The 24,403-nt window shown below is 70.0% G+C and carries 20 protein-coding genes and 1 pseudogene; 12 read left to right on the forward strand and 9 right to left on the reverse strand.

Annotated elements, in window-relative coordinates; all coding sequences use genetic code 11:
- Positions 1 to 27: 27 nt before the first annotated feature.
- Complete coding sequence (locus MED15_RS02470) at positions 28 to 3,684, reverse strand: alpha-L-rhamnosidase (protein WP_112734701.1); 3,657 nt, start codon at positions 3,682 to 3,684, stop codon at positions 28 to 30.
- 283 nt (positions 3,685 to 3,967) lie between these two features.
- Between MED15_RS02470 and MED15_RS34470 the strand changes: the two genes are divergently transcribed.
- Positions 3,968 to 5,071 carry a glycoside hydrolase family protein gene (locus tag MED15_RS34470; RefSeq protein WP_112605324.1) on the forward strand — a complete coding sequence of 368 codons (1,104 nt, stop codon included), beginning with the start codon at positions 3,968 to 3,970 and terminating at the stop codon, positions 5,069 to 5,071.
- 1 nt (position 5,072) lies between these two features.
- Here MED15_RS34470 and MED15_RS02480 read toward each other — a convergent pair whose 3' ends face one another.
- The gene (locus tag MED15_RS02480; RefSeq protein WP_112605327.1) at positions 5,073 to 5,966 is read right to left on the reverse strand and encodes an NAD-dependent epimerase/dehydratase family protein; all 894 of its coding nucleotides are present in this window, start codon (positions 5,964 to 5,966) and stop codon (positions 5,073 to 5,075) included.
- A 69-nt stretch (positions 5,967 to 6,035) separates the two neighbouring features.
- Here MED15_RS02480 and MED15_RS02485 point away from each other — a divergent pair, with 69 nt between their 5' ends.
- The 4 genes from MED15_RS02485 to MED15_RS02500 all read left to right on the forward strand — a co-directional run bounded on the left by MED15_RS02485 (position 6,036) and on the right by MED15_RS02500 (position 8,141).
- On the forward strand, positions 6,036 to 6,446 hold the full coding sequence (locus MED15_RS02485) for a VOC family protein (protein ID WP_112605330.1): 411 nt from the start codon (positions 6,036 to 6,038) through the stop codon (positions 6,444 to 6,446).
- A 96-nt stretch (positions 6,447 to 6,542) separates the two neighbouring features.
- Entirely contained in the window at positions 6,543 to 7,169 is a 627-nt protein-coding gene (locus tag MED15_RS02490; protein WP_112605356.1) for a VOC family protein, read from the forward strand.
- 11 nt (positions 7,170 to 7,180) lie between these two features.
- Complete coding sequence (locus tag MED15_RS02495) at positions 7,181 to 7,636, forward strand: pyridoxamine 5'-phosphate oxidase family protein (protein ID WP_112605332.1); 456 nt, start codon at positions 7,181 to 7,183, stop codon at positions 7,634 to 7,636.
- An 85-nt stretch (positions 7,637 to 7,721) separates the two neighbouring features.
- Positions 7,722 to 8,141, forward strand: a complete 420-nt coding sequence (locus MED15_RS02500) for a PPOX class F420-dependent oxidoreductase (protein WP_030337921.1) — start codon at positions 7,722 to 7,724, stop codon at positions 8,139 to 8,141.
- 60 nt (positions 8,142 to 8,201) lie between these two features.
- On the opposite strand, the gene MED15_RS02505 is transcribed toward MED15_RS02500, so the two are convergent.
- Positions 8,202 to 9,086: a bile acid:sodium symporter family protein gene (locus MED15_RS02505; protein WP_112605335.1), complete on the reverse strand. Its 885-nt coding sequence runs from the start codon at positions 9,084 to 9,086 to the stop codon at positions 8,202 to 8,204.
- Positions 9,087 to 9,231: 145 nt separating this feature from the next.
- Between MED15_RS02505 and MED15_RS02510 the strand changes: the two genes are divergently transcribed.
- Positions 9,232 to 10,575, forward strand: coding sequence for a glycoside hydrolase family 18 protein (locus tag MED15_RS02510; protein WP_112734702.1), 1,344 nt, complete (start codon positions 9,232 to 9,234; stop codon positions 10,573 to 10,575).
- A 57-nt stretch (positions 10,576 to 10,632) separates the two neighbouring features.
- Here the strand turns inward: MED15_RS02510 and MED15_RS02515 are convergent, their stop codons facing one another.
- The gene (locus MED15_RS02515) at positions 10,633 to 10,989 is read right to left on the reverse strand and encodes an effector-associated constant component EACC1 (protein WP_244220380.1); all 357 of its coding nucleotides are present in this window, start codon (positions 10,987 to 10,989) and stop codon (positions 10,633 to 10,635) included.
- A gap of 175 nt (positions 10,990 to 11,164) precedes the next feature.
- On the opposite strand from MED15_RS02515, the gene MED15_RS34475 reads away from it, so the two are divergent.
- Complete coding sequence (locus tag MED15_RS34475) at positions 11,165 to 13,969, forward strand: M14 family zinc carboxypeptidase (protein ID WP_112734704.1); 2,805 nt, start codon at positions 11,165 to 11,167, stop codon at positions 13,967 to 13,969.
- Between the two features lie 70 nt (positions 13,970 to 14,039).
- Here MED15_RS34475 and MED15_RS02525 read toward each other — a convergent pair.
- Positions 14,040 to 14,150, reverse strand: a pseudogene (locus MED15_RS02525) (DUF397 domain-containing protein); the annotation flags it as partial.
- 318 nt (positions 14,151 to 14,468) lie between these two features.
- On the opposite strand from MED15_RS02525, the gene MED15_RS02530 reads away from it, so the two are divergent.
- Both MED15_RS02530 and MED15_RS33340 read left to right on the forward strand, forming a co-directional pair.
- Positions 14,469 to 14,912: a hypothetical protein gene (locus tag MED15_RS02530; protein WP_112588949.1), complete on the forward strand. Its 444-nt coding sequence runs from the start codon at positions 14,469 to 14,471 to the stop codon at positions 14,910 to 14,912.
- Between the two features lie 24 nt (positions 14,913 to 14,936).
- A complete protein-coding gene (locus tag MED15_RS33340; RefSeq protein ID WP_167457550.1) occupies positions 14,937 to 15,104 on the forward strand; it encodes a hypothetical protein in 168 nt (55 codons plus the stop codon).
- 123 nt (positions 15,105 to 15,227) lie between these two features.
- Here the strand turns inward: MED15_RS33340 and MED15_RS02535 are convergent, their stop codons facing one another.
- Both MED15_RS02535 and MED15_RS02540 read right to left on the reverse strand, forming a co-directional pair.
- Positions 15,228 to 15,605, reverse strand: a complete 378-nt coding sequence (locus MED15_RS02535; RefSeq protein WP_146763010.1) for a hypothetical protein — start codon at positions 15,603 to 15,605, stop codon at positions 15,228 to 15,230.
- Positions 15,602 to 15,979, reverse strand: coding sequence for a hypothetical protein (locus MED15_RS02540; RefSeq protein ID WP_167457551.1), 378 nt, complete (start codon positions 15,977 to 15,979; stop codon positions 15,602 to 15,604). The genes MED15_RS02535 and MED15_RS02540 overlap by 4 nt, the downstream gene beginning before the upstream one ends.
- A 148-nt stretch (positions 15,980 to 16,127) precedes the next feature.
- Here MED15_RS02540 and MED15_RS02545 point away from each other — a divergent pair, with 148 nt between their 5' ends.
- Entirely contained in the window at positions 16,128 to 18,887 is a 2,760-nt protein-coding gene (locus tag MED15_RS02545) for an AfsR/SARP family transcriptional regulator (RefSeq protein ID WP_167457552.1), read from the forward strand.
- 81 nt (positions 18,888 to 18,968) lie between these two features.
- Here MED15_RS02545 and MED15_RS02550 read toward each other — a convergent pair whose 3' ends face one another.
- Both MED15_RS02550 and MED15_RS33345 read right to left on the reverse strand, forming a co-directional pair.
- A complete protein-coding gene (locus tag MED15_RS02550) occupies positions 18,969 to 21,029 on the reverse strand; it encodes a cellulose binding domain-containing protein (RefSeq protein WP_112725500.1) in 2,061 nt (686 codons plus the stop codon).
- A 224-nt stretch (positions 21,030 to 21,253) separates the two neighbouring features.
- The gene (locus MED15_RS33345; RefSeq protein ID WP_167457553.1) at positions 21,254 to 21,409 is read right to left on the reverse strand and encodes a hypothetical protein; all 156 of its coding nucleotides are present in this window, start codon (positions 21,407 to 21,409) and stop codon (positions 21,254 to 21,256) included.
- 426 nt (positions 21,410 to 21,835) lie between these two features.
- Here MED15_RS33345 and MED15_RS02555 point away from each other — a divergent pair, with 426 nt between their 5' ends.
- Positions 21,836 to 23,170: an extracellular catalytic domain type 1 short-chain-length polyhydroxyalkanoate depolymerase gene (locus MED15_RS02555; RefSeq protein ID WP_112588942.1), complete on the forward strand. Its 1,335-nt coding sequence runs from the start codon at positions 21,836 to 21,838 to the stop codon at positions 23,168 to 23,170.
- A 524-nt stretch (positions 23,171 to 23,694) separates the two neighbouring features.
- Positions 23,695 to 24,402 carry a SanA/YdcF family protein gene (locus tag MED15_RS02560; RefSeq protein WP_112725501.1) on the forward strand — a complete coding sequence of 236 codons (708 nt, stop codon included), beginning with the start codon at positions 23,695 to 23,697 and terminating at the stop codon, positions 24,400 to 24,402.
- Position 24,403 lies beyond the last annotated feature (1 nt).

Below are 24,403 nucleotides of genomic sequence, written 5' to 3' on the forward strand. Positions count from 1 at the left end.
TCACGAACCCGCGGGTGCCCGGCCGGCTCAGGCCGCCGGGCCGGGCATCGCCCAGACGTCGGCGATCGACGGGTCGTAGCCGGTGCCGGTGTCCTGGTACCGCACCCGCACGACGCCGTCCCGGGTGGCGTCCGGCAGGTTGACGACGAACTGGTAGCTGACAGTGCCGGGGCCGCCTGCCGTGCGCTGCCACGAGCGGGTGTGCGCCACCACCCCGTCCACGATCACCTGGTAGTCCTTGAGCTGAGGCCCGTCGTACGTCTCGACCTGGCGCAGCGCGAACGGCTCACCGGGCCGGACCGCGAGATCGAACTCGAACCAACCGCCCGGGCGGGTCACGTCGGTGTACCGGCGGGTCAGCCCGGCCTCGGTGCTGGTGCCCGAGTAGGTGGAGGCGGTGAGGCGGTGCGCCTGCTCGGACGCCGCGACGCCGAGGTCGACGTGATCGGAGGCGCCCGTCGGTGGGACGACCGCGAAGGAGTACGAACCAGACCCGATCTCGTACACGGCGACCGCGCCGTCCATCCGCACGAACCGCACCCCGTCGGCCTGCTCCGCCGGCCGGCCGCCCTCGGTGACCGCCTCGCGTCCGGGCGCCGGGAAGCGCACCGTCGCCGTGGTGTTCGCCGGCACTGTGACCCGCAGCCGCATGTCACCGCGCGCGTCGAGGTCCCAGTCGCTGCCGATCGTCCCGTACGCCGAGCGGTACGACGCCTTGGCAGAGGTGAGGTTGCCACCCGGCTGGGGGGCGAAGGTGACGTGCGCGTATCCCGGGTTGGCGGCGTCGGGCTGGATGCCGGCCACCGTCCGGTACATCCAGTCGCCCACAGCGCCGTACGCGTAGTGGTTGAAGGAGTTCATCCCCACGTCGCCGAAGCTGCCGTCGGGTCTGATCGAGTCCCAGCGCTCCCAGATCGTGGTCGCACCTCTGGCGATCTCGTAACCCCAGGACGGGTAGGTGTCGTTGAGCAGCAGCCGGTAGGCGACGTCGAGATGTCCGGTGGCGGTCAGCGCCGGCAGCAGGTCCGGAGTGCCGAGGAAGCCGGTGGAGAGGTGCCAGTCGTGCCGTTGCACGTTGGCGACCAGCCGGTCGGCGGCCCTGGCCCGCAGCGGGTCGGTCAGCAGGCCCATGCCGATGGCCAGCACGTAGCCGGTCTGGCTGTCGCCCTGCACGGTGCCGTCGGCCGCGACGTAGGTGTTGACGAACGCCTGGGCGATGGCCCTGGACAGCGCCGCGTAGCGGGTCGCGTCGGCCTCGCGCCCGATGGCGGCGGCCAACTCCCCCAGCAGCCGGATGCTGTACGCGTAGTAGGCGGTGCCGACCACCCCGGCCGGTGTCGGATCGTCGAGGTTGAGCCAGTCGAGGTACGGGCCGGCGTTGGTCCGCAGGTTGCCCGAGCTGGTGCTCTCCAGCCAGGACGCGTACCGCACCATCGACGCGTAGTGCTCCTCGACCACCCGGGTGTCGCCGTAGCGCTGCCACAACGCGTACGGCACGGTGATCCCGGCGTCCGCCCAGCCCGTCGCACCGTCCCCGCAGCAGGCGCGCGGCGCGACGTCGGGGTACGCGCCGTTTGCCGACTGCGCGTCACGCAGGTCCTGCAACCACTTGCTGAGGAACGTCAGGCTGTCCATGTTGAACGTCGCGGTGTTGGCGAAGACGTTGATGTCGCCGGTCCAGCCGAGCCGCTCGTCGCGGGCCGGGGTGTCGGTCGGGATGGACAGGAAGTTGCCGCGCTGTCCCCAGGTGATGTTGCTGTGCAGCCGGTTCACCATGGCGTTGGAGGTTTGGAACTCGCTGGTCAGCTCCCCGTCGGTGTGCATCACCAGGCCCGTGACCGAGGACAGGTCGGGGGTGCCCGGATAGCCGGTCAGCTCGACGTACCGGAAGCCGTGGAAGGTGAAGGTCGGCTCGTAGACCTCGGCACCGCCGCCGCGCACTGTGTAGAGGTCGGTGGCTCGGGCCGTACGCAGGTTGGCGGTGTACGCGGTGCCGTTCGGGTTGAGCACCTCGGCGTGCCGGACCCGGACCGTCGTACCGGCCGGGCCGTTGACCCTCAGCCGCACCTTGCCGACCATGTTCTGGCCGAGGTCGAAGATCCAGGTGCCGGGGGTGGGCTGGGTCAGCACCCGGGCCGGCAACTCCTGCGTGACCCGCACCGGTGGGTCGACCTGGGCAACGATCTTGTCGGTGGCGTCGACGGCGTCGACGGTGGCGGGCTTCCAGCCGGAGTCGTTGAACCCGGGCTGGTTCCAGCCGGCCGGCAACCGCCGCGCGTCGTAGGTCTCGCCGTGGATCAGGTCGCTCTGCAGGAACGGCCCGGCCGTGGCGCGCCACGAACCGTCGGTGTTGACCGTCGCGCTGCGACCGTCGGTGTAGTCGATGCGCAGTTGCGCGCTCAGGTGCGGCCGGGAGCCGTAGTTGTCGGTGCCGAACCAGGCGATGCTGCCCGCGTACCAACCATCGCCGAGCAGGGCGCCGAGGGCGTTGTCGCCCGGGCGGAGCTGGCCGGTCACGTCGTACGTCTGGTACTGCACCCGCTTGTGGTAGTCGGTCCAGCCGGGTGCCAGCTCGTGGTCGCCGACCCGCTGGCCGTTGAGGGAGAGCTGGTAGACACCGAGCGCGGTGGCGTAGATCCTGGCCCGGGCGACCGTACCGTCGACCCGGAAGCCCCGGCGCAGCAGCGGGTTCGCGTCCAGCGCGACGAGCATGGCCTCGGTGTCGCCGCCGACCCGCAGCCCGGCCGCGGTGGCCGTGCCGGCCCCGAACGGGTTCACTCCGTCGGTGAGCGGAGCCGCGAAGAGCGTCTGACCGCCGCTGGTCACCGAGAAGGCGGAGAAGACACCGGATTCCAGCCCGTTGGTCCGCAGGCCGACCGAGCCGGCCTGGTGCGCGGTGCTGGTGGTGACGTCGACCTGGGTCCCGTCGACCCAGGTGGTGATGGTGTTCCCGGCCGCCGTGATGCGCACTGTGTGCGGCGTCGTCAGCCTGTCGGCCGGTACGACACCGCCGAGCGGTACCTCCTTGAGCACGGTCCAGGCACCGTTGACCCGTACGTGCGGGCGCAGCTTGGCGCTGCCGCCGGTGATGGAGAACTGCCACATGTACGCGTTGCCCGCGCCCCGGGCACGCAGGAAGATCCCGGCCGCGTCGCGTTCCAGTCGGACCGTCGTCTGCACCGTGTAGTCGGCCCAGGATTCGGTGGGCGAGGGCAGCCCGATCCAGTCGGCCTGCCAGCCCGCGCCACCCTGCACGCCGGTTTCCCAGAATGTCGGCGTGCTCCACCCGGAGGCGTTGCCGGCGGTGTCCCAGACCTGGACCTGCCAGGCGTAGCGGGTCCGTGGCCGCAGGGCCGGCCCGGCGTACGGGACGAGGGTGCTCTGCCGCGACCGGACCCGGCCGCTGTCCCAGACGTCGGGGGCACCGAGGCGGTCCGCGCTGGTGGCGACACGTACCTGGTAGGACTCCTGGACGACGCTCCGGGTGGTGGCGTCGATCCGCCAGCCGAGTCGGGGTCGCGCCACGTCCAGGCCGATCGGCACGGTGGCCCGTTCGGCGGTCAGGTCGGTCGCCGTCAACGCTGCGGCGGCCGGTGCGGCGGCCGACGAGTGCGGTGCCACCATCGGTGTCAGGCCAAGCAGCAGCACGAGAAGTGCGGAAAGTGCGGCGTGACGCCGCGACATGCGCATCATTCCTGGCCCTCATTCTTCTCTGCACGGTGTGGCGGCAGGGGTCGGCCTCCGGGTTGATGAATCGTTTCAGGTAGGCTACGCGCTCGTTGTGGTCAAGTGAAGACGTTGACGACTATGAATCCGATCCCGGCGAACGTGTGGTGATCGACGGCCAACACCAGCGGTGGAAACTGTTATCCCGGTACGACCGGTCAGTCTCCTGAGGGGAGGCTGTAGCGGATCTTTCCGCCAGTCCCACGACGGTAGCGGTACGACCACACGAGGAGTCGAGACGATGCGCGGAACCGGGCCGGATGGAGCCGTCACACCAGGGGTCACCCGAGGCGCCCACGCGGAACCCCGACGCGGTCTGCTCGCCCGCCTTCCGATCGCTGCGCAGCGTCTGCTGTGGCCGCTCCTCGTGGCCGCCGTGGTCGCCGTGCTGGTGACCGGTGTGATCGTCGTGGTGCAGCCCACCGGGCCGACGCCCGCCCCGGCGGCGACGCAGGCGCTCGACGCACCGCCGCCCACGAGCCCGCAGCCCGGCGCACCCAGCGCGACCACGCCCGCCGCCACGACGAGCCCGGCGGTAGCGACCCCGACGCCGACGCCGACGGCGAAGCCGACAACGGGACGTCCGGTCGCCCCGGCGGCCCCGACGGCGACCTCGAAGCGCAAGGGCGTCGGGGTGTGGACCTTCGACGGCGTCAGCCAGGCGCTGGCCAACTCCGGGGCGAGTTGGTACTACACCTGGGACGTGGCCCACCCGGGCGTCACCAGCCCGAAGGGCGCCGAGTTCGTCCCGATGATCTGGGGGGCGAAGAGCGTCACCGCCACCAACCTGCAACAGGCCAAGAAGAACGGCCGCCACCTGCTCGGGTTCAACGAGCCGGACCTGAAGGGTCAGGCGGAGATGACCGTCGAGCAGGCGTTGGAGCTGTGGCCGCAGTTGCAGGCCACCGGCCTTCCGCTGGGTAGCCCGGCGGTGGCCTGGGGCGGCGACCGGCCGGGCGAATGGCTCGACCGGTTCATGGCCGGGGCGAAGCAACGCGGCTACCGCGTCGACTTCATCGCCCTGCACTGGTACGGCGGCGACTTCACCACCGCCAACGCCGTCAACCAGCTCGGGTCGTACCTCCAGGCCGTGCACGACCGGTACGAGCTGCCGATCTGGCTCACCGAGTTCGCCCTGATCGACTTCTCCAACGGCGTCCGCTTCCCCACCCAGGCACAGCAGGCCGCGTTCCTCACCGCGGCGACCCGGATGCTGGGTGGCCTGTCCTGGCTACAGCGGTACGCGTGGTTCGGCCTGCCCGCCACGGACAAGGACCAGACCGGCCTGTTCCGTACCGGCAGCACGGCCACCGCCGTCGGCCGCGCCTACCAGGCGGCGCGCTGACCTACAGCACGTCGACGTGGTCCCGCCAGGAGTGCTGCGGCTCGTACCCCAGCACCCGGCGGGCCTTGTCGATGCTGAGCAGCGTCTCGTGCTCACCCAGCTCCTTACGGATCTCGACGCCCGGGTAGACCTCGGCCATCAAGCTGGCGCTGGACCTGCTCATGACGGTGTCGGCGTTGGCGATGACGAAGACGTCGGCACCGGGCTGGTCGTGCGCGAGGGCGCGCTCGACCGCCTGGGCCCCGTCGCGGGCGTCGATGTAGCCCCACAGGTTCCACCGCCGCAGCTGCGGGTCGGCGTCGAACGAGGGAAACGGCGCGTAGTCCTCGACGTCCATGACGTTGGAGAAACGCAACCCCACCATGACCAGCTCCGGGTCCCACCGGCAGAAGTGCCGGGCCATCTCCTCCTCCAGGGCCTTGTTCAACGAGTACGTCGACTCGGGCCGTGGCGCGTACTCCTCGTCGACCGGCGCGTACGGCGGCGGGTTGTCGAACGGCAGCCCGAGCACCGTCTCGCTCGACGCCCACACGACCCGCTTGATTCCGGCCGCCCGGGCCGCGGCGAACACGTTGTACGTGGCGGCGGAGTTGTTCGCGAAGGTGGCCGCGTTCGACATCAGCCCGGGGGCCGGAACCGCCGCGAGATGCACGACCGCGTCGACGTCACCCGCGTGCTCGTCGGCACCCCCGGTGAACGCCTCCACCACCTGCCCGTAGTCGGTCAGGTCGACCAGCAGGAACTCGCCGTTCACGTCGCGTGGGTCGCGGCCACCGGCGCGGTCCACCGCCAGCACGTCGACGCCCACGGCGCGCAGGTGGGCGACAACGGCACGGCCGAGCTTGCCGGTGGCACCGGTGACGACGACACGCCTGGGCAGTGCGGAATTGCTCATGACCACATCTTCGCCGGGGGCAAACGGGCACGCACACGCGGGTACGGCGTTACCCCTAGCATGATCGACATGGACATCACGATTCACACGTGCTCCCTGCCGCACACCGACCCGGACGCCTCCCTGGCCTTCTACCGCGACGCCCTCGGCTTCGAGGTCCGTAGCGACGTCGGTCAGGGCACGATGCGCTGGATCACGGTCGGCCCCGCCGACCAGCCCGGCACGTCCATCCTCCTGGCGCCGCCGGCCGCGGACCCCGGGGCCACCGAGGACGAGCGCCGCACCATCACCGAGATGATGGCCAAGGGCACCTACGGCTGGATCCTGCTGGCCACGCGGGACCTCGACACCACCTTCGAGAAGGTGCAGGCCGGCGACGCCGAGGTCGTCCAGGAGCCGACCGAACAGCCGTACGGCATCCGCGACTGCGCCTTCCGCGACCCCGCCGGCAACCTGGTCCGCATCCAAGAGCTTCCCTGAGCCGCCCGGTCCTCGTGTGCGCCGTTCGGGACAGCTGACGAGACCGGTCAGGAATCAAGAAGCGCCGGTCGCCCGGCCGCAAATAGCGTGATCGGCATGACATCCATCGCATCCGTCACCCTCGACGTGGCCGACCCCGCAGCTGCCCAGCGCTTCTACACCGCCGCCTTCGGTCTGGACAAGCAGATTCGCCTGCGGGCCTCGGACGCACCGACAAGCGGCTTCCGTGGGTTCACGCTGGCGCTCACGGTGTCCCAGCCGGCCACCGTCAACGGCCTCATCGGCGCCGCCCTGGACGCCGGTGCCACGTCGCTGAAGCCTGCCGCGAAGTCGCTCTGGGGCTACGGCGGTGTCGTGCAAGCCCCGGACGGAACGATCTGGAAGATCGCAACCTCGGCGAAGAAGGACAGCGGCCCGGCTACCCGGCAGATCGACGAGATCGTGCTCCTGCTCGGAGTCGCGGACGTGGCTGCGAGCAAGCGGTTCTACGTCGAGCGCGGCCTTGCCGTGGCGAAGAGCTTCGGCCGCATGTACGTCGAGTTCGTTGCCGGGTCCAGCCCCGTGAAGCTGGCGCTGTACCGACGTCGTGCCCTCGCCAAGGACGTCGGCGTCGCCCCCGACGGCACCGGGTCGCACCGACTCACGATCGGCGGCGACGGCGGGCATTTCACCGACCCGGACGGGTTCGCCTGGGAAGCCGCATCGCTGGCGACCGCGAAGTGACCGGAGGAAGCATGACGGACGTTGCGCCGCGTGGGCTTGAGCAGAGGCTTCGGGACACTCGCGCCAGACTGGAGAGCGACATCGACCTCTGGGTCGCGACGGCGGGCTCCCCCGGGGGCGTACACCTCATCCCACTCTCGTTTCTCTGGGACGGGACCTCCTTCCTCGTCTCAACGCCGCGCGCCTCGGTCACCGGCCGCAACCTGGTGGCGGATGGCCGGGTACGACTCAGCCTCGGGCCGACGCGCGACGTCGTCATCGTCGACGGCATCGCCGAGCCGGTGGACATCGCCGACCTCGGCCCGGATACGGGTGATGCGTTCGCGACCAAGACGGGCTTCGACCCGAGCGGTCTCGACGAGCCCTACCAGTACTTTCTGATCCGACCGCAGCGCATCCAGGCCTGGCGGGAGGCGAACGAGCTGAAGGGACGCGTCGTCATGCGTGACGGCCGCTGGCTCGGCTGACCGCGCGATGTACCTGTAGCACCATGATCGGGGCGGGCGGGTGCGTAACGTGCAGGGGTAAACGTTGTCGCGACGAGGAGACTTCATGTCCAAGCCACCGCTTCCCGAGGCCGCGGTCGCCATGCTCCAGAAGCCGAACCCCGCCGTCATGACCACCCTTCGCAATGGTGGCCAGCCGGTGTCCGCCGCCACCTGGTACCTGTGGGAGGACGGCCGGATCCTGGTGAACATGGACGAGAGCCGCCGCCGGCTGGAGCATGTCCGCAACGACCCCCGGGTGTCTCTCACCGTGCTCGACGAGGCCGGCTGGTACACCCACGTCAGCATCATCGGGCACGTCACCGAGCTGCGCCCCGACGAGGGTCTCGCGGACATCGACCGGCTGTCGAAGCATTACACGGGCAACGCGTACCCACGCCGGGAACGTGCCCGGGTCAGTGCCCTGATCGAGATCGACCGCTGGCACGGTTGGGGCGCGCAGAAGGACAACAACCAGGTCGGCTGACCGTTGCCGCCCGACCTGTCGCCCTGACGGCTGCCGTCGGGGCGACAGGGGCACCAGCCGTCAGGGCGTCAGGGCGGTGGTGGACCGGGCGCCGACGCGGGTCACCAGGTAGCCGAAGGCCGCCGCGGTGAAGAACATGACGATGCCGTAGACGGCGCCCGGGATCGCCATCTGGGTGCTGTTGAGCAGCGCCGGGCTGAGCGCGATCGTGATGGCGAGGGTGCTGTTGTGGATGCCGATCTCGAAACCGGCCGCCGTCGCGGCGCTCCGGTCGATACCGGCGAGCCGCGGCACCCCGTACCCGATGGCGAGGCTGAGCAGGTTGAACGCGAGGACTGCCAGGCCGACCGAGACGAAGTAGTCGGCGATGTTCTCCCGCTCACCGAGCACGGCCCCGGCGATCACCGCGACGAGCACGACGACGGAGAGGATCCGGACCGGGCGGTTCAGCCGCTCGGCCAGGTGCGGCAGCCGGGCCCGGATGAGCATGCCGATCGCGACCGGGACGAGCACGATGGCGAAGACCTGGAGCACCTTGTCGAACTGTAGGCCGATACTCCTGCCGTCGGGCAGGAAGTACGCCGCCGACAGGTTGACCAGGATCGGCAGGGTGAACACGGCGAGCACCGAGTTGATGGCGGTCAGGGTGATGTTCAGGGCCACGTGCCCGCCGAACAGGTGGCTGTAGAGGTTGGCAGTGGTGCCGCCCGGTGAGGCGGCCAGCAGCATCATGCCGACGGCCAGCTCGGGTGCCAGGTCGAACGCGAGGACGAGGCAGAAGCAGAGCGCCGGCAGCACCAGCACCTGGCACACCAGGGCGATGACGGCGGCGCGTGGATGCTGGGCCACCCGGCGGAAGTCCGCCATTGTCAGTCCGAGACCCAGACCGAGCATGATGATGCCGAGGGCGATGGGCAGGCCGATCAGAGTCAGGGCGGAGTCCATGGCACAACATCGTTACCACCGGGTAACGCCGCAACAATCCCCCATGTGGCTGGACGCTCTTGACCCCGGACGGTGATCGGCTTAACTTCATCAATCAGATAAGTCTCTTTACTAATTCTGCTTGATGCCTCGTGGGAGTGTGCCGATGCGACCATTCCGCCACCGCCGTCTCACCGCCGTGGTCACCCTGGCGGCCCTGCTGTTCACCGCCGCCCCGCCCAGCGCCGCCAGCGCGGGCGACAACCAGCAGCGCCGCACCGGTTACCACCGGGTCGGCTACTTCACCCAGTGGGGCATCTACGGCCGGGCCTTCCCGGTCAAGAAGCTCGAAACCTCCGGGGCGGCGAGCCGCCTCACCCACCTCAACTACGCCTTCGGCAACGTCAGCGAGGACGGCCGCTGCTACGTGGACGGTGGGCCGGGCGAGGGCGACGCCTGGGCCGACTACCAGCGTCCCGTCCCGGCCGAGGAGAGCGTCGACGGCGTCGCGGACGCACCGGGCCAGGCGCTCAACGGCAACTTCGGCCAGCTCGCCAAGCTCAAGGCCAAGCACCCCAAACTGAAGGTGCTGATCTCGCTGGGCGGCTGGAGCTGGTCGACGTACTTCTCGAACGCGGCCCGCACCGACGCCTCCCGCAAGGCGTTCGTCACGTCCTGCATCGACCTCTACCTCAAGGGGAACCTGCCCGGCGGTGACGGCGCCGCCGGTGGCCCGGGCGCCGGGGCCGGCGTCTTCGACGGCATCGACCTCGACTGGGAGTGGCCCAACTGGGAGGGTGAGCCCGGCAACGTCATCCGCCCGGAGGACCGGGAGAACTTCACCAAACTGCTCGCCGAGTTCCGCCGGCAGCTCGACGCGTACGGTCGCACGACCCGCGCGCACCACCCGCTGACCGCGTTCCTGCCGGCCAGCCCGGCCACCATGGACGCCGGCTACGAGGGCCGCAAGATCTTCAAGTACCTGGACTTCGCCACAGTGCAGGGGTACGACTTCCACGGCGGCTGGGACGCGCGGGCCAACCAGCAGTCGGCGCTGCGTGTTCCGGCGGGCGCCCCGGACAACCCGGACTTCTCCGTCGAGGTGGCCATCGACGGGTGGATCGCCCGCGGCGCGCCGCGGGACAAGCTCGTGCTCGGCATCCCCTACTACGGTCGCGGCTGGACCGGCATCACCGGCGGCGGCAACGGCCTGTTCCAGCCGGCCACCGGGCCCGCGCCGGCCACCTTCGAGGCCGGGTACGAGGACTACAAGAAGCTGAAGACCCTGGCCGGTAACGGCTACACAGTGCACCGCGACCTGCGCGCCGGGCACGCCTGGTTGTTCGACGGTACGACGTTGTGGACGTACGACGATCCGGCGGTCGTGATGCAGAAGATGCTCTACATCCGACGGGCCGGCCTGGCCGGCGCCATGATCTGGTCGCTCGACGGCGACGACGACAACGCCACGCTGACCAAGACGATCGGCCTCGGCCTGACCACCTGGTAGCCGTACCTGCGCCACCCGACCCGTCGCCGGCCGACCTCTCGGCCGGCGGCGGGTCGTTCACCGTTGGGCGGGTGTCACCGCGCGCACCGCGGCCTCGATGAGCGCTGTCACCTGGTCCATGTCCCGAGCCCGGTGCACGTCCACCTCGGCCGACCATCCGTCGGGCCGGGTGAGTCTCACCGTCACATCGTCGCGGCGGTGGGTCAGCCAGCCGGCGATCGCCTGCACCAACACCATGGCGGCGCCCGCGTCGCTGGCCGCCACCCGCAGGACGTCAGTGGTGTCCGCCGACATCCCGTCGGGGGACGTCGTGGTCACCCCCTCCCGCAGCCGATCCTCAGCGCGCAGCCAGGACGCCAGCGAACGCCGAGCATCGGCGGACGGAAGATCCGGATAGACCGAGAGCGTGATCATCTCCGGCACGGCTCCTCCTCCCAGACGACGACAAGCCCACGCCACCATCCTGCCAGTCCGCGTCGGAACCGGCACGCCGAGTAGTCGGCAATATCGATCTACCCTTGACCGCCGTATCGGCGGTTCATAGGCTCCGGCCACTGCGAGGTTGTTCCCGAGAAGGGAAACACGACTCATGGCCCCATCGACACGTCCGTTCCGGATGGTCCCCGCCAGGCGGCTGGCAAGTGCCGCCACGATCGCCCTCCTGCTCGGCATGGTCCCCCTGCTCGGCGGCACATCGACCGCGAGCGCCGCCCCGCCCTCCCGGTGCAGCGACGACCCGACCGCCCGGTTGGGCACGGTGCCCACTCCGGAGAATTTGCTCGGCTTCCCGCTCGGCGCCGGGCAGGAGCGGGTCGTCACCAACGACGAGGTCCGGACCTACCTCGGGGCGGTCGACCGCGCCTCCAACCGGGTCGTCACCGGCGTGATGACCACCAGCGTGCTCGGCCAGCCGTTGCCGTACGCGGTGGTGTCCAACGAACGCCACGTGCGGCCCGCCGCGTTACGCGAGATCGCCGACGACATCCGGGACCTGCGCGACCCGCGCCGGACCAGCGCGCGAACGGCCGCCCGGACGGCGAAGGACAGCCCAGCCATCGTCTGGGTCACCGCGAACGTGCACGGCGGCGAGAAGAGCGGTGCCGACGCGGCGCTCAAGACGCTGTACGAGTTGGCGGCGGGCCTGTCCTGCGCGGTCGCCCAGCGCAACGACAACCTGGTCACCATCATCGTCCCCACCCAGAACCCGGACGGCCGCGACGCGACCCGCCGGCAGAACGAGTTCGGCTTCGACCTGAACCGGGACTGGTTCGCCCGCACCCAGCAGGAGACCGACGGCAAGCTCGAACTGCTGCGCCGCTACCCGCCGCAGGTGTTCATCGACGCACACGAGATGGGCGGCCGGCAGTACTTCTTCCCGCCCAACGCCGACCCGATCCACCACGAGATCGCCGGCGAGGCGGTGGACTGGATCAACCGCATCGGCGAGGCCAACAAGGCCGGCTTCGGCTTCAACGGGGCCTGCGACGAGACCGCCTTCACCGAGTGCTACTTCAACTACGACACGTACGACATGTTCTTCATGGGCTACGGCGACACGGTGCCGACCACCGGCTTCGGCGCGGCCGGCATGACGTACGAGAAGGGCAGCGCGTCGGCGGTGGCCGACCGGGTCCAGCAGCAGTTCCACACCCAGTGGTCGACGCTCGGCTGGGCCGCCGCGAACAAGCGCGAGGTGCTGGACGGCTACTTCGACATCTGGACCGACGCGCTCGCCCAGGGCAGGGCGGGCACCCTCGAACCGAACGAGGTGGTGCAGCCCACCAACGAGGTCCAGTTCCCGGTGCCGGACCTCACCATCCGCTCGTACTTCCTGCTGCCCGACCGGCAGCTCGCCGACGTCCGCCAACTCGTCGAGCGGCTGCGCCGGATGGACGTCGAGGTGTACGAGGTGCAGAAGGCGACCCGGGTGCCCACCGCGCGGGTCTTCGGTGGGCGCAGCGCCACCAACGTGACAGTGCCCAAGGGCGCGTACTGGATTCCGATGGACCAACCGCAGAAGCACTGGATCCAGGCCATCATGGGCGAGGACCCGTACGTCCCGTTCCCCTACTTCTACGACGTGTCGTCCTGGAGCAACCCGCTGCTGATGGGCATCAACGCCATCTACACCGGAGACACCGTCCGGCCGAGGGCCGAACTGGTGCGCAAGGTCGCCGGCGGTCGCACCGGTGCGGCGTGGCCCTGGGGCTCGTACACGTACCCGCTCGACTCGGCCGCCGCCGCGGAGTTCACCTTCAGCCTGCTCGGCCGTGGCGTACCCCTGGTCCGTGACCTCACGACCAGCACTGTCGCCATCCCGGCCACCACTGTGAGCCGGACCGTGGACGGGCTGGCCGAATCCCTCGGGGTCAGCCTCACCCCGGGTGGTCGGCCCTCCGGCACCCGCCTCGACCTGCCCGACGTGGGGCTGTTCCAGGGCACCGGCATCTCCACCACCTCCGGCTCGCACGGCGAGGCCCGTTACGTGCTCGGCAAGCGGTGGGGGCTCGACCTCACACCGGTCACCACTGCCGACATCAACGACAACACCGAGACGTTCACCGGGCGTACCGTGCTGCTGGTGCCGGACGGCAGCAGCGCCACCGGCGGTCTCACCGCCACCGGGCAGGCCAACCTGCGCAACTGGATCAGCCAGGGCCACACCTACCTCGGGCTGCGCAACGAGGGCACCCGGGTGGCCCGGGCGGCCGGGCTCACCTCGACCACTGAGAAGACCAAGCCGGCGGACTATTTGGTGATCGGCTCGCACCTGCGCGTCGACGTCGACCAGGACAGCCCGGTGGCGCTGGGTCGCCCGGCGGAGGACTTCGAGTTCAACAACAGCGACCCGATCCTCACACCGAGCACCACCGGGACGAACGTGCTCACCTACCCGACGGGTGACACCTTCTGGGCCAACGGTTTCACAGTCGGGGCGGAGACGCTGAAGGGCACGGCAGCCGTCGTCGACGAGCCGACCGGCGCCGGTCGGGCGGTGCTGTTCGCGTTCAATCCGCTCTTCCGCGCGTACAACGAAAATGGCCTGCACCTGGTCGCCAACGCGCTGCTCTACCCGGCGACCGCCGCGCCCGACGCCCGGCGTCCGGCCGGCGTCGACGCGGCGCGCGCCAGCGCCGCCGCCGCGCCGGTGCCGCCGGACCTGGGCGGCGGCTGGCGGCCGATCACCATCCAGGTGGCGGCCGGCGATTTGGCCCGCACCAGGGCGATCGTCGAACGCTTCACCGCCGACGCGCAGGCGTCCGAGAAGAACGGTTCGGCGTACGTCGTGATCCCGAACCCGCAGGGGCTCCAGGTGGACGAACACCCGTTCGCGCGTGATCTGGTACGCGCGCTGAATGCCGCCAAGGTGCCACTGCGGTCGGTGGTGGGCTGACGGAGGCCGCACAGCGAAGCGCCCGTCCCCTCTACTTGGGGGCGGGCGCTTCGGCGCGTTCGGGGATCGGCTACGACCGCTGGGCGACCTCGGTGACGAACGCCCGCCAGGCCACCGGCCCGAAGACCAGCGCCGGCCCTTCGGGGTCCTTCGAGTCCCGTACGCCCACGATGCCCGGCAGGCGCGGCTGGTGGGAGGACCCGAAACGTAGCGGCCGCGTTCGTACCGGAGCCCGTGCAGATCTTGGACAGTTTCCGTTACGGCGGAACGGAAACTGTCCAAGATCTGGTGGTGAGGCGGCGCTCGACGGCGGAAGCCGTCCGGCGTGCGGCGGTGGCGAGTCGGTTTGTCTGTTCGGGACAAGACCGAACACGCCATTGACCAGGCCGGACATCGGCGTGTTGTGCGGAACAGATCGTAGCGGTAGCAATCCTTTCAGATTCATCAATACGCTTCGAAGGATTCATCAAGCCGATACCACCGGTCATGGAGGTCACGCATGAAGGTCCGGCGTTTTGGACTCAAGCTGTCGATGGTGTTCGCGGTAACCGCCGCCCTCGTTGCCACAGGCTCACCAGCCTTCGCCGCTCACAACGACAACAGTGACATGACGCTCTGGGACGACAATGCATCGTGCCAGGCTGGTCGTATCGCATTCGTCGACTATGGCGAAGGCGCGCCCGGCGGCGGCATGAACGACGACTACTTCATCGTGTCGGACACGTGCGCGAATGGTGACGGGGTCCTGGGTCGCGTCTACGTCAATGGCGTCCTGATCGACACCCGCTACAACGGCGGCGGATCCGGGTCGTCGGTCATCTGGGATCCGGCGCAGGTCTACGCGAACGACGTGGTCCGGATGGATATCTGCACGGCGAACGGCCCGGAAGACTACTTGGGCTACCCGTGCGCCAGCAGGACCTTCCGCAGCGTGGACGGCTGACGGTAGCCGGAGGGCGGGCACCGGATGTGGCAGTGCCCGCCCTCGGGTCGGCTGGGCAGTGGCTGCGTCATCGGCGGTGCCGGGCGGTTCGAGATGCGCCCGCTGCCCACCGGCGACACGTACGCCCTGGTGCTCGACCCCTGGGTGGACGAGACCGGGTCGGCGACGGTCACCGTCCGCCAGGTCGGTTGAACTGCCTCTGCCTGCCACCCCGCCAGCCCGTCCCCGACCGGGCATCGGTCGGGGACGGGCGTCGAGCGTCCTTCACGCGGGGCAGTGACCTGTTGTTGTGGTCGGCGCCCAGGTCACCCGGCGCTAGGCGACTCCGCTCCGCCACCGGTCACAGGTGTCGGTGGCCCAGGCCGGCTGGTCCACACAGGAGCGGAACCGGACGGTGCGTCCCTCACCGAAATTGTGGTTCCACTGGGTGCAGTCGCCGCTGCTTCCCGGGTTGTAGTGCGAGCCGGTCTGTAGGGATCCGTCGATGCGGACGTACTCGAACGCGACGTACGAGATGAGGCCGTCCGAGGACGTGTCGCAGTTCTCGAATTTGTCTCCGTAGCTGATGAACCGCGACGACGAGCCGGTGACCTCGGACACCGCGTCAGTCCCGGCGTATGCGCTGGTCCCGGTCGCGAGGATCGTCGCCGTCGCGGCGGCGGCTACTACACTGAGCTTTGCAAACGTCCTCATGCGACACCCACCGCCCAGTTGCTGCAGGGATCCGGGATGATTCCCGGCATGTCGAGGCAGGCACGGAAGGTGACGCTGCGGCCCTCGCCGAAGTTGTGGTCGTACGAGGCGCAGGTCCCGCTTCCGAGGCCGTTGTACTCGATGTCGCGCTGGACAGTGCCGTCCTTGCGGATGTACTTGTACTCGTTGTAGACGTTCAACCCGTCGGTCTCGGTGTCGCAGACCGAGAATGAGTCGCCGTAACTGGTGAACGTCACCTTCGCGCCGGACACCGTGGCAACCCGGTCGGTGCCGGCCTGTGCGATGCCGCCCGTGCCCACCAGGACCGCCGCGGTCGTGGCGACGACGACGAGTGGTCGTTTCAGCCATCCCATGTCGGTTCTCCTCCATCTCGGTGCCAGCCCGTCCTGGGCTGTCCCGATCGACTATCGGCGTCGGGTCTGGGGTCGGTCTGGGACGGACCTGGTATCCGCTGGTGGAACCGGGGTAAGACATGGACGGCGCCTCGGTGAGGAGATGCGGGTGGCAGTGCGATTCGGCTTGCTCGGGGACGTCGTGGCGACTGTCGACGACCGCCCTGTCGCCCTCGGGCATGCCCGACAGCAATGCGTCCTGGCCGCGCTGCTCGTCGACGTCAACCGGGCGGTCTCCGTCGACCAGCTCATCGACCGGGTCTGGGGCCAGAGCCCACCGCAACGCGCCCGCGACACCCTCTACAGCTACCTGTACCGCCTGCGCCGCAGCCTCGCCGACGTTCCCGACGCGGCGATCACGCGCCGGTCCGGTGGCTACCTGATGGCCGCCGACGAGATGGCGGTGGACCTGCACCGCTTCCGCCATCTGCGTGACGAGGCACGCGCCGAGCGGTCCGAGGACGACCGCCTCGCGCTGTTCGACCAGGCACTCGGGCTCTGGCGCGGTGACCCGTTCTCCGGGCTGGACGCGTTCTGGCTCGACACCGTGCGGACGGATCTGGAGCAGGAGAAGCTGACAGCGGAACTCGAACGCGTCGACGCGGCGCTGAGCCTCGGCCACCACGACGGCGTACTAGCCGACCTGTCGCGGCTCGTGTCGGGGCAACCGCTGAACGAGCGCCTGGCCGGCCAGATGATGCTCGCGCTCTCCGGCGCCGGCCGCTCGGCCGAGGCGCTGGAGCACTACCGGCGTTTTCGGAACCTGTTGGTCGAGGAACTCGGCGTGGAGCCGAGCCCGCATCTCCAGCAGCTGCACCGGTCGATCCTGGCGCCGGATGTCGCTGCGGACCCGCCTCAGACCGGATCGCCTGTCCCCCGACAACTGCCCATGCCGTCCGGGTCGTTCACCGGCCGGTCCGACGACCTGGCGCAGCTCGACGCGGCCCTGCTGACGTACGGCGAAACGACCGGTACCGCAGTGGCCGTGAGCGGCACCGGCGGGATCGGCAAGACCTGGCTCGCGCTGCACTGGGCAGCTACCCACCTGGACCGGTACCCGGATGGTCAGCTCTTCGTCAACCTCAGCGGCTTTCACCCCACCGAACCGCCGATGACCCCGGCTGGCGCGGTACGCGCGATTCTGGACGCGCTCGACGTCGCCCCGAACGCCGTGCCCGCGGACCTCGACTCCCAGATCGGCTTGTATCGGAGCCTGGTGGCCGACCGACGGATGCTGATCGTGCTCGATGACGCCCGGGACCCCGATCAGGTCCGCCCGCTGCTGCCCGGCTCGGCCAGTTGCGCGGTAGTGGTGACCAGCCGGAATCAGATGTCGGGCCTGGTGGCGACCGAAGGGCTCCGTCCGCTGCCGCTCGGCTGTCTGAGCCGGGACGAGGCCCTTCACCTCCTCGCCGGCCGGCTCGGCCGGGACCGGCTCTCGACGGAGGCCGACGCGGCGGGCAGCATCGTCGGGGCTTGCGCGGGCCTACCGCTCGCCCTGTCGATCGTGGCGGCCCGAGCCGCCACGAATCCGGCCCTGTCACTCCAGGACCTGGCCGACGAACTCGCCGACCAACAGCATGGATTGGACGCTCTTGCCGACCGCGACGCCGTTGCCGACGTGCGGTCGGTCATCGCCGCTTCCTATCGGGCGCTCAGCGCGCCGGCGGCCGCGCTGTTCCGCCTTCTCGCGCTGTACGCCGGCCCGGACGTCAGCCTGCCGGCCGTGGCCGGCCTCGTCGGGCTTCCCGTCCAGCAGGTACGTGAACCGCTCGACGAGTTACTCGGGGCCCACCTGGTGGACCTGACCGGTCCGGATCGTTACGCGTGCCACGACCTGCTGCGGGCGTACGCCGGCGAGCTGCTTGACGACAGCGAACGGGCACTCGCGACGCGCCGACTGTACGACCATTGGCTGCACGGGGCTCACGCTGCCGCACTGACGATCGAGCCGCATCGAGACCACATCGATCTGCCGCCGCCGGCCGCGGGGACAGCCGTCGCGTCGTTCACCGACAGCGAGCAGGCACAACTTTGGCTCGACGCCGAACGACTCGTGCTCCTCGCCGCCATCGACCAGGCCGCCGAATTCGGCTTGGACGGTCACGCCTGGCGGCTGGCCTGGGCCGTCGCCACCTACCTCAGCAGGCTGTCCCGATGGACGGATCTGGCCTCGGCCCAGCGCGCCGCCGTGACCGCGGCGCGGCGGGCGGGTGACCTCGTCGGGGAGGCACACGGCCACCGCGATCTCGGCCTGGCGCTGCACCAGCTCGGCGAGCTGGCCAACGGGCTTGACCACCTTCGGCGGGCCGGCGAACTGTTCGGGCGGCTTGGCGACCGCGCCGGCGAGGCGTACGTCGCGCTCTACCTGGGCTGGGTGCACGAGGGGCAGGGGCAGCACCGGGAGGCGCTGGAGTGCGACGAGCGGGCCCTCGTCCTCTTCGGCGAGGTCGGCCACCTGGTCGGACGGGCGAAGGCCCTCAACGCCATCGGCTGGGACCATGCCCGCCTAGGCGACCATCACCGGGCCGCCGACCACTGCCGGCGCGCCCTCGCTCTGCACGAGGAGGTCGGCAACGTGACCGGGGCGGCCAAGACCTGGGACAGCCTCGGCTACGTCCACCACCAGCGGGGTGACTCCGACAAGGCCTGCGTCTGCTATCGGAGGGCGCTGGAGCTCTACGAGCAGTCCGATGACCGGTGGGGCGTGGCCGAGACGTTGACCCGGCTGGGCGACGTCCTGCACGACGCGGGTGACGTCGAGGCTGCCCGGAGCAACTGGCTGCGGGCATTGCGCCAGCTCAACGAGGACAATCCGGTGGAGATCGCCGAGCTGCGCCATCGACTCGACAGTGCCGGCTCGCCGTGACACCCCGACCACAACTCCGGATGTGGCAGGTGGTGGTCCGGCCGACCAGGCGAGCGGGTCGGCCGGACCACCACTGTGGTGTCAGCCGGTGGCGCAGATGGTGCCGTTGAGGCTGAACGCCGTGGGCAGCACGTTCGGTCCGCCGTACGCGCCGACGAAGCCGGCGCTCACGGTGCCGCCGGCGGCGATCTGCCGGTTGTCGGTGGTGGGCGTGACCCGCACCGCGGTGCCGACCTGCTCCCAGGTGGCGCTCCAACCACTGCTCACCTGCTGCCAGCCGGTGGGCCAGGTCCAGGTGAGCGTCCAGCCGTTGATCGGGCGGGACCCGTTGTTGATGATCTCGACGCCGCCGATGTAACCGTTGCCCCAGTCGTTGTTGGCGCTGAAACGGACGGTGCACGTACTGGCGGCGGGGCTGCCGGTGGCGAAGGTGAGCGGCGGTGAGGCCCAGGAGACCCGTCCGGCGGTGTCGCGGGCCAGCACGTTGACGGTGTACCTGCTGCCCGGCACGAGGTTGCCGACAGTGAACGAGGTGGACGCCGTCTCGCCGAGTTGCTCGCTGACCGCGCCGTTCTGCCGGTGCACCTCGTACTTGGCGATCGGGCTGCCGCCCGGGATGGACGCCGGCCAGGTGATCGTCGCGGCGCGGTCGGTGACGCCGCTCGCGGTCGGCTGGCCCGGTGCCGCCGGCCGTCCGGCGGTCGCGCCGGCCGGGCGCAGCACGAGCGTGGTCAACGAGTACGCGGGCAGCGTCCGGCTGGTCGCCGAGCCGGCCTGGCTGGTGACGATGCCGGTGGCGCCGTTGGTGAGCGTGGACACCGTCGGCGCGACGGCCGACGGGGTGAACCCCGCGTAGTCGATGGTGACCGGGTGGTCGTTGTCCGGGTCCTTGTTCACCAGCAGCACGGCGAGGTCCCCGTTGCTCCGGCGGACGGCGTGGGCGGTGACCAGGGGCTCGTCGGTGCCGGCGCGAACGAACTGGTCGCCGGTCTTCGCGAAGAGCTTCATCATGCTCAGCCCGTGGTACGGCGCGAACGGTGTGTTCAACGGCGGTTGGCAGACCGAGCCGTCCTCGGTGCAGGCCCCGCTGGAGAGCATCCCGAAGTCGCCGTAGTCGGTCTGACCGGCCACCTGCGTCACGGTGCCCATGCCGTTGTGCACGTTCCACCAGTGGGCGGTGAAGACGCCGTTCTCCAGCAGACCGCTGTAGACGTCGGCGAGGAACAGCGCGGCCGGTTGGGTGTTGCGGCCGGCGTCGACGTTCAGCTCGGTGAAGCTGATGCCGATGCGGTCGGCGTTCGGGCCGGCGTACCGGGCGAGCTGCTGCCGCAGCAGGTAGGTGGCATCGGGTAGGTGGTTGACGCGGGCCAGCGACTCGGCCGCGGTGCCGCCCGGGTACCAGTGCACGTCCACGAAGTCGATCTTCGGGCCGGCGATGGAGAGCAGCGTCTGGTTCCACGGGCCCGGGTCGCTGCCGGCGGTGATCCCGTCCGGCCAGTTCCCCGGCATGGTCAGCACCGCTCCGACCTTGATGCTCGGGTCGACCGCCTTCATCGCGTCGGCGTACTCGACGACCAGCCTCGCGTACTGTGTCGCGCTCTTGTCGGGGTGGTCGTCGGCCTCCCACGCGGACCCGTAGTGGCCGTTGCCGTAGTTCTCGTTGCCGACGGTCCAGTAACGCGCGTCGTAGCCCTTTGTCACGTTGGCGTACCGCACCCAGTCGGCGGCCTCGGCGGGCGTACCGGTGCCGTAGTTCGCGATGATCATCGGCTGCGCGCCGACGCGCCGGACCGCCGCCATGAAGGTGTCGAAGTCGGTCCCCGGCGCGACGTAACCGCCGGGCGCGGTGTGGTCCTTCCAGTGGTAGATGTCGGCGTACGAGCCGCCGGGGTAGCGCATCATCTGCACGCCGGCATCTCTGAGCAGGTCCGACGTCTCGGCGGTGCCGAGGTTCGTGTCCCAGATGGCGTGGTTGACGCCGAGAGCGGTGTCCGGCACGGTCGCCAGTCCCGCGCGGGTGTTGACGGTCACGGTGACCGGGTCGGCCGCCGCGCTGGCGGTGGGCGGGTTGACGCCCGCGAGCGCGCTCGCGGCGAGCAGCAGGCCCGCCAGGAGTGCTGCTCGGGTCTTCGGTTTACGCATGGGCGGGGTTCCTTCACGCAGATGAGCCGCCCGACCGGTCAGCGTGCGACGCGGGGACGGGCGATCTCGTGGACGGCAGACTCTGGTTGGTCCATCGCTTGTGTCACCGTCCCCCGGAGATCACATCTGGATCCCGGCTGCCCAGTGGACGGGCGTCAGCCCCGCGCGCGGCTCTTCATCGACGTACCACAATGGCACTGTCGGTTCGACAATCTCAAGGTGCGTCAGACGTCGTCTTCGCCGCGCTCGCCGCGCCCTGAACGACGCCCACGGACACTCACGGCAGCCAGCAGAGTGACGACCGCGGCGGCCAGTTGCAGCACGCTGCCGAGCAGATCGACCACGCCGGAGATGGCAGTAGCGTCTGGCAGATGGGTCATGAGACGGCCTCCGGGTTCGTGCCCGCCGTCCGCTTCCTGCGGAAGGCCCTCCCCCGGGCCCAGCGGTGACCGCTTGAGCGCCGCCCTCATTGTGGCACCCACTCTCCACCGAGCGGAAGACGTGAACGCTCGATGGGAGATCGATAGACGTCATACGTTACAGCTTGACGAACGGCATGTTATCGCTCACAGTCGATGCGAGGCGATCAGTGTCCGCGGCTCACCGGGAGGCCCCCTCGCTGATCTGACCTCAGTGGTCAGGACGTCCCTGGGCAGGTGGACGTCGCATCAGGATTTGTCCGCAGCCGCCGGTGACGCGCGGCGGACGTCGCACGCCTCGGGACCGCCCGGACGCCGCCGTCGACCGCCTGCGCCGGACCGCCGTGCTGCCGCCGGGTCCCCGACTCACGACAAGAGGAACCGCCGATGAGATCAAGGATCGCACTGCTGGCCGCCGCGCTGGCGACGGCCCTGGCGACGGCGACGGCCGTGGTCACGGTCGCCACCCCGGCATCCGCCGCGACGCTCACCCAGGTGACCAACTTCGGCACCAACCCGACGAACCTCCAGATGCACCTGTACGTGCCGGATCGGGTCGCGGCCCAGCCGGCCCTGCTCCTCGCCCTGCACTACTGCACCGGCAGCGGCCCGGCGGTGCACAGCGGCTTCGGGCTGAGCACCCTCGCCGACCGCTACGGCTTCATCGTGATCTACCCGTCGGTGACCCGGAGCAGCAAGTGTTGGGACGTCTCGTCACCGCAGGCCCTACGGCGTGACGGCGGCAGCGATCCGGTGGGCCTCAAGTCCATGGTCGACCACGTCCGGAGCCGCTACCCGGTCGACGCCAACCGGATCGGCGTGGGTGGGTTCTCCTCCGGCGCCATGATGACCAACGTCATGGTCGGCCTCTACCCGGACCTGTTCAACGCCGGGTTCAGCTCCTCCGGGGTCCCGTTCGGGTGCTTCGCCACCACCAACGGCGCGGAGTGGAACAGCGAGTGCTCCGGCGGACGCATCGTCAGGACCGGGCAGCAGTGGGGTGACCTGGTCCGCAACGCCTACCCCGGTTACTCCGGCAAGCGTCCCCGGTTCCAGATCTGGCACGGCACCACGGACACCACGCTGAGCTACGTCAACTTCGGCGAGCAGATCAAGCAGTGGACCAACGTGCTGGGCGTGTCGCAGACCCCCAGCTTCACCGACTCGCCGCAGACCAGCGCCACCCGCACCCGGTACGGGGGCACCGGCGGCACGGCGCCCGTCGAGGCGATCAGCTTCCAGGGTTACGGCCACTCCATCCCGTTCGACGCCGCGCAGGCCGTCCGGTTCCTCGGCTTCGACACCACGAGCCCCACCACCCCACCACCCGGCGGCACGTCGGCGCCGCTGCGCAACACCGGTGCCAACCGCTGCCTCGACGTTCCGTCGCGGTCGCAGACCAACGGCACCCAGTTGACGTTGTGGGACTGCAACGGCGGCACCAACCAGCAGTGGACGTCGACCGCCGCGAAACAACTCCAGGTGTACGGCACGAAGTGCCTGGACGCCGAGGGCGCCGGGACCTCGCCGGGCACCCGGGTGATCATCTGGGACTGCAATGGCGGCACCAACCAGCAGTGGAACGTCAACACCGATGGCACGGTGACCGGCGTGCAGTCCGGCCTGTGCCTGACGCCCAATGCCGCCGGGACCGCCAACGGCACCCCTGCGGTTCTGTCGAGCTGCAACGGCACGAACAGTCAGCGGTGGACCCGAAGCTGACGGGTGACCGACGCCGGCGTACTCCGTCGGTTGCTTGTGCGGGTGTGCGCCCCGCTGCTCGGGCCCGGACTCCGAGCAGCGGGACGCGACCCGGCGGCCAGGGTTGGGGCCGACGGTCGCCATCAGGGCAGCCCAGGTGCGGGCTCCTTCCCAGCGGCGGCCGCTGGGCAGGAGAGCGGACCGGTTGTCGTCGCACGACTGTCCGGCTGCTGCGGTGCCCTGGAATCCCGGTGGCCGTTCCTGCCTCGGCCGCGTGGCGCGCGGGTCGCCCAGTGGTGGTCTCGGGCCGTCTCGCGCCGGCCACGTGCCACCCGCCCCACGCCACGATCGTCGTCCAGCACGCCCCGGGCCAATGGCGACAGCTCCGTCACAGCGGCCCGAGGTCGGTCGAGGATCGACAACTGTCCGTCACGTTAGCGCTAACAGTGAGCGATTGTCCATAGACAACGACCTTCGTCTGCTGCTCGGGACGGTCGCGGGGACGCCGACGACAGTCGGGAGCGCGGGCGGAATAGCCTTGCGGCATGCGGGGACGATTCGGCGCGGCCGGGCGGTGGTACGGGGAGCACCGGCGGTTGGTCCGCCGTACGGTCCTCGCGCTCGCGGTGGGGATCGTGGTGCTGACCGGCGGCACGGTGGCCAGCGTGACGTGGATCCGCGACACCGCGGAGGGCCACCTCTACGGCGAGGCCGAGGTGCCGGACGCCCCGGTCGCCCTGGTCCTGGGCACCAAGGTGGACGCCGACGGCACGCCCTCACCCGTCCTCACCGCCCGGTTGGAGATCGCACGGCGGCTGTTCGACGCCGGCAAAGTACGGGCGATCCTCGTGTCGGGCGACAACATGAACGCCGACTACAACGAGCCCGCCGCGATGCGGAACTGGCTCGTGGAGCGGGGTGTACCAGCGCACAAGGTGGTGCCGGACTACGCCGGCTTCGACACGTACGACTCGTGTGCGCGCGCCGAGCGGATCTTCGGGGTGCGGCAAGCAACTGTGGTGACCCAGACCTTCCACCTACCGCGCGCCGTGGCGCTGTGCCGGCGCCTCGGCATCGACGCCAACGGCGTGGGCGACGACAGCGCGAAGCGGTACGCCCAGACGTGGTGGTTCAGTTCGTCCCGGGAGAACGGCGCCTGCCTGAAGGCCGCGCTGGATCTGCTCTCCGGTCGGGATCCGGCGCACCTCGGCCGCCGGGAGACGGGCGTCGACGACGCTCTGCGCGTCGGCTGAG

Origin of the sequence: Micromonospora noduli (assembly GCF_003264475.1) — a bacterium.
In the GTDB taxonomy this organism is placed as follows: Bacteria; Actinomycetota; Actinomycetes; order Mycobacteriales; family Micromonosporaceae; genus Micromonospora; species Micromonospora noduli.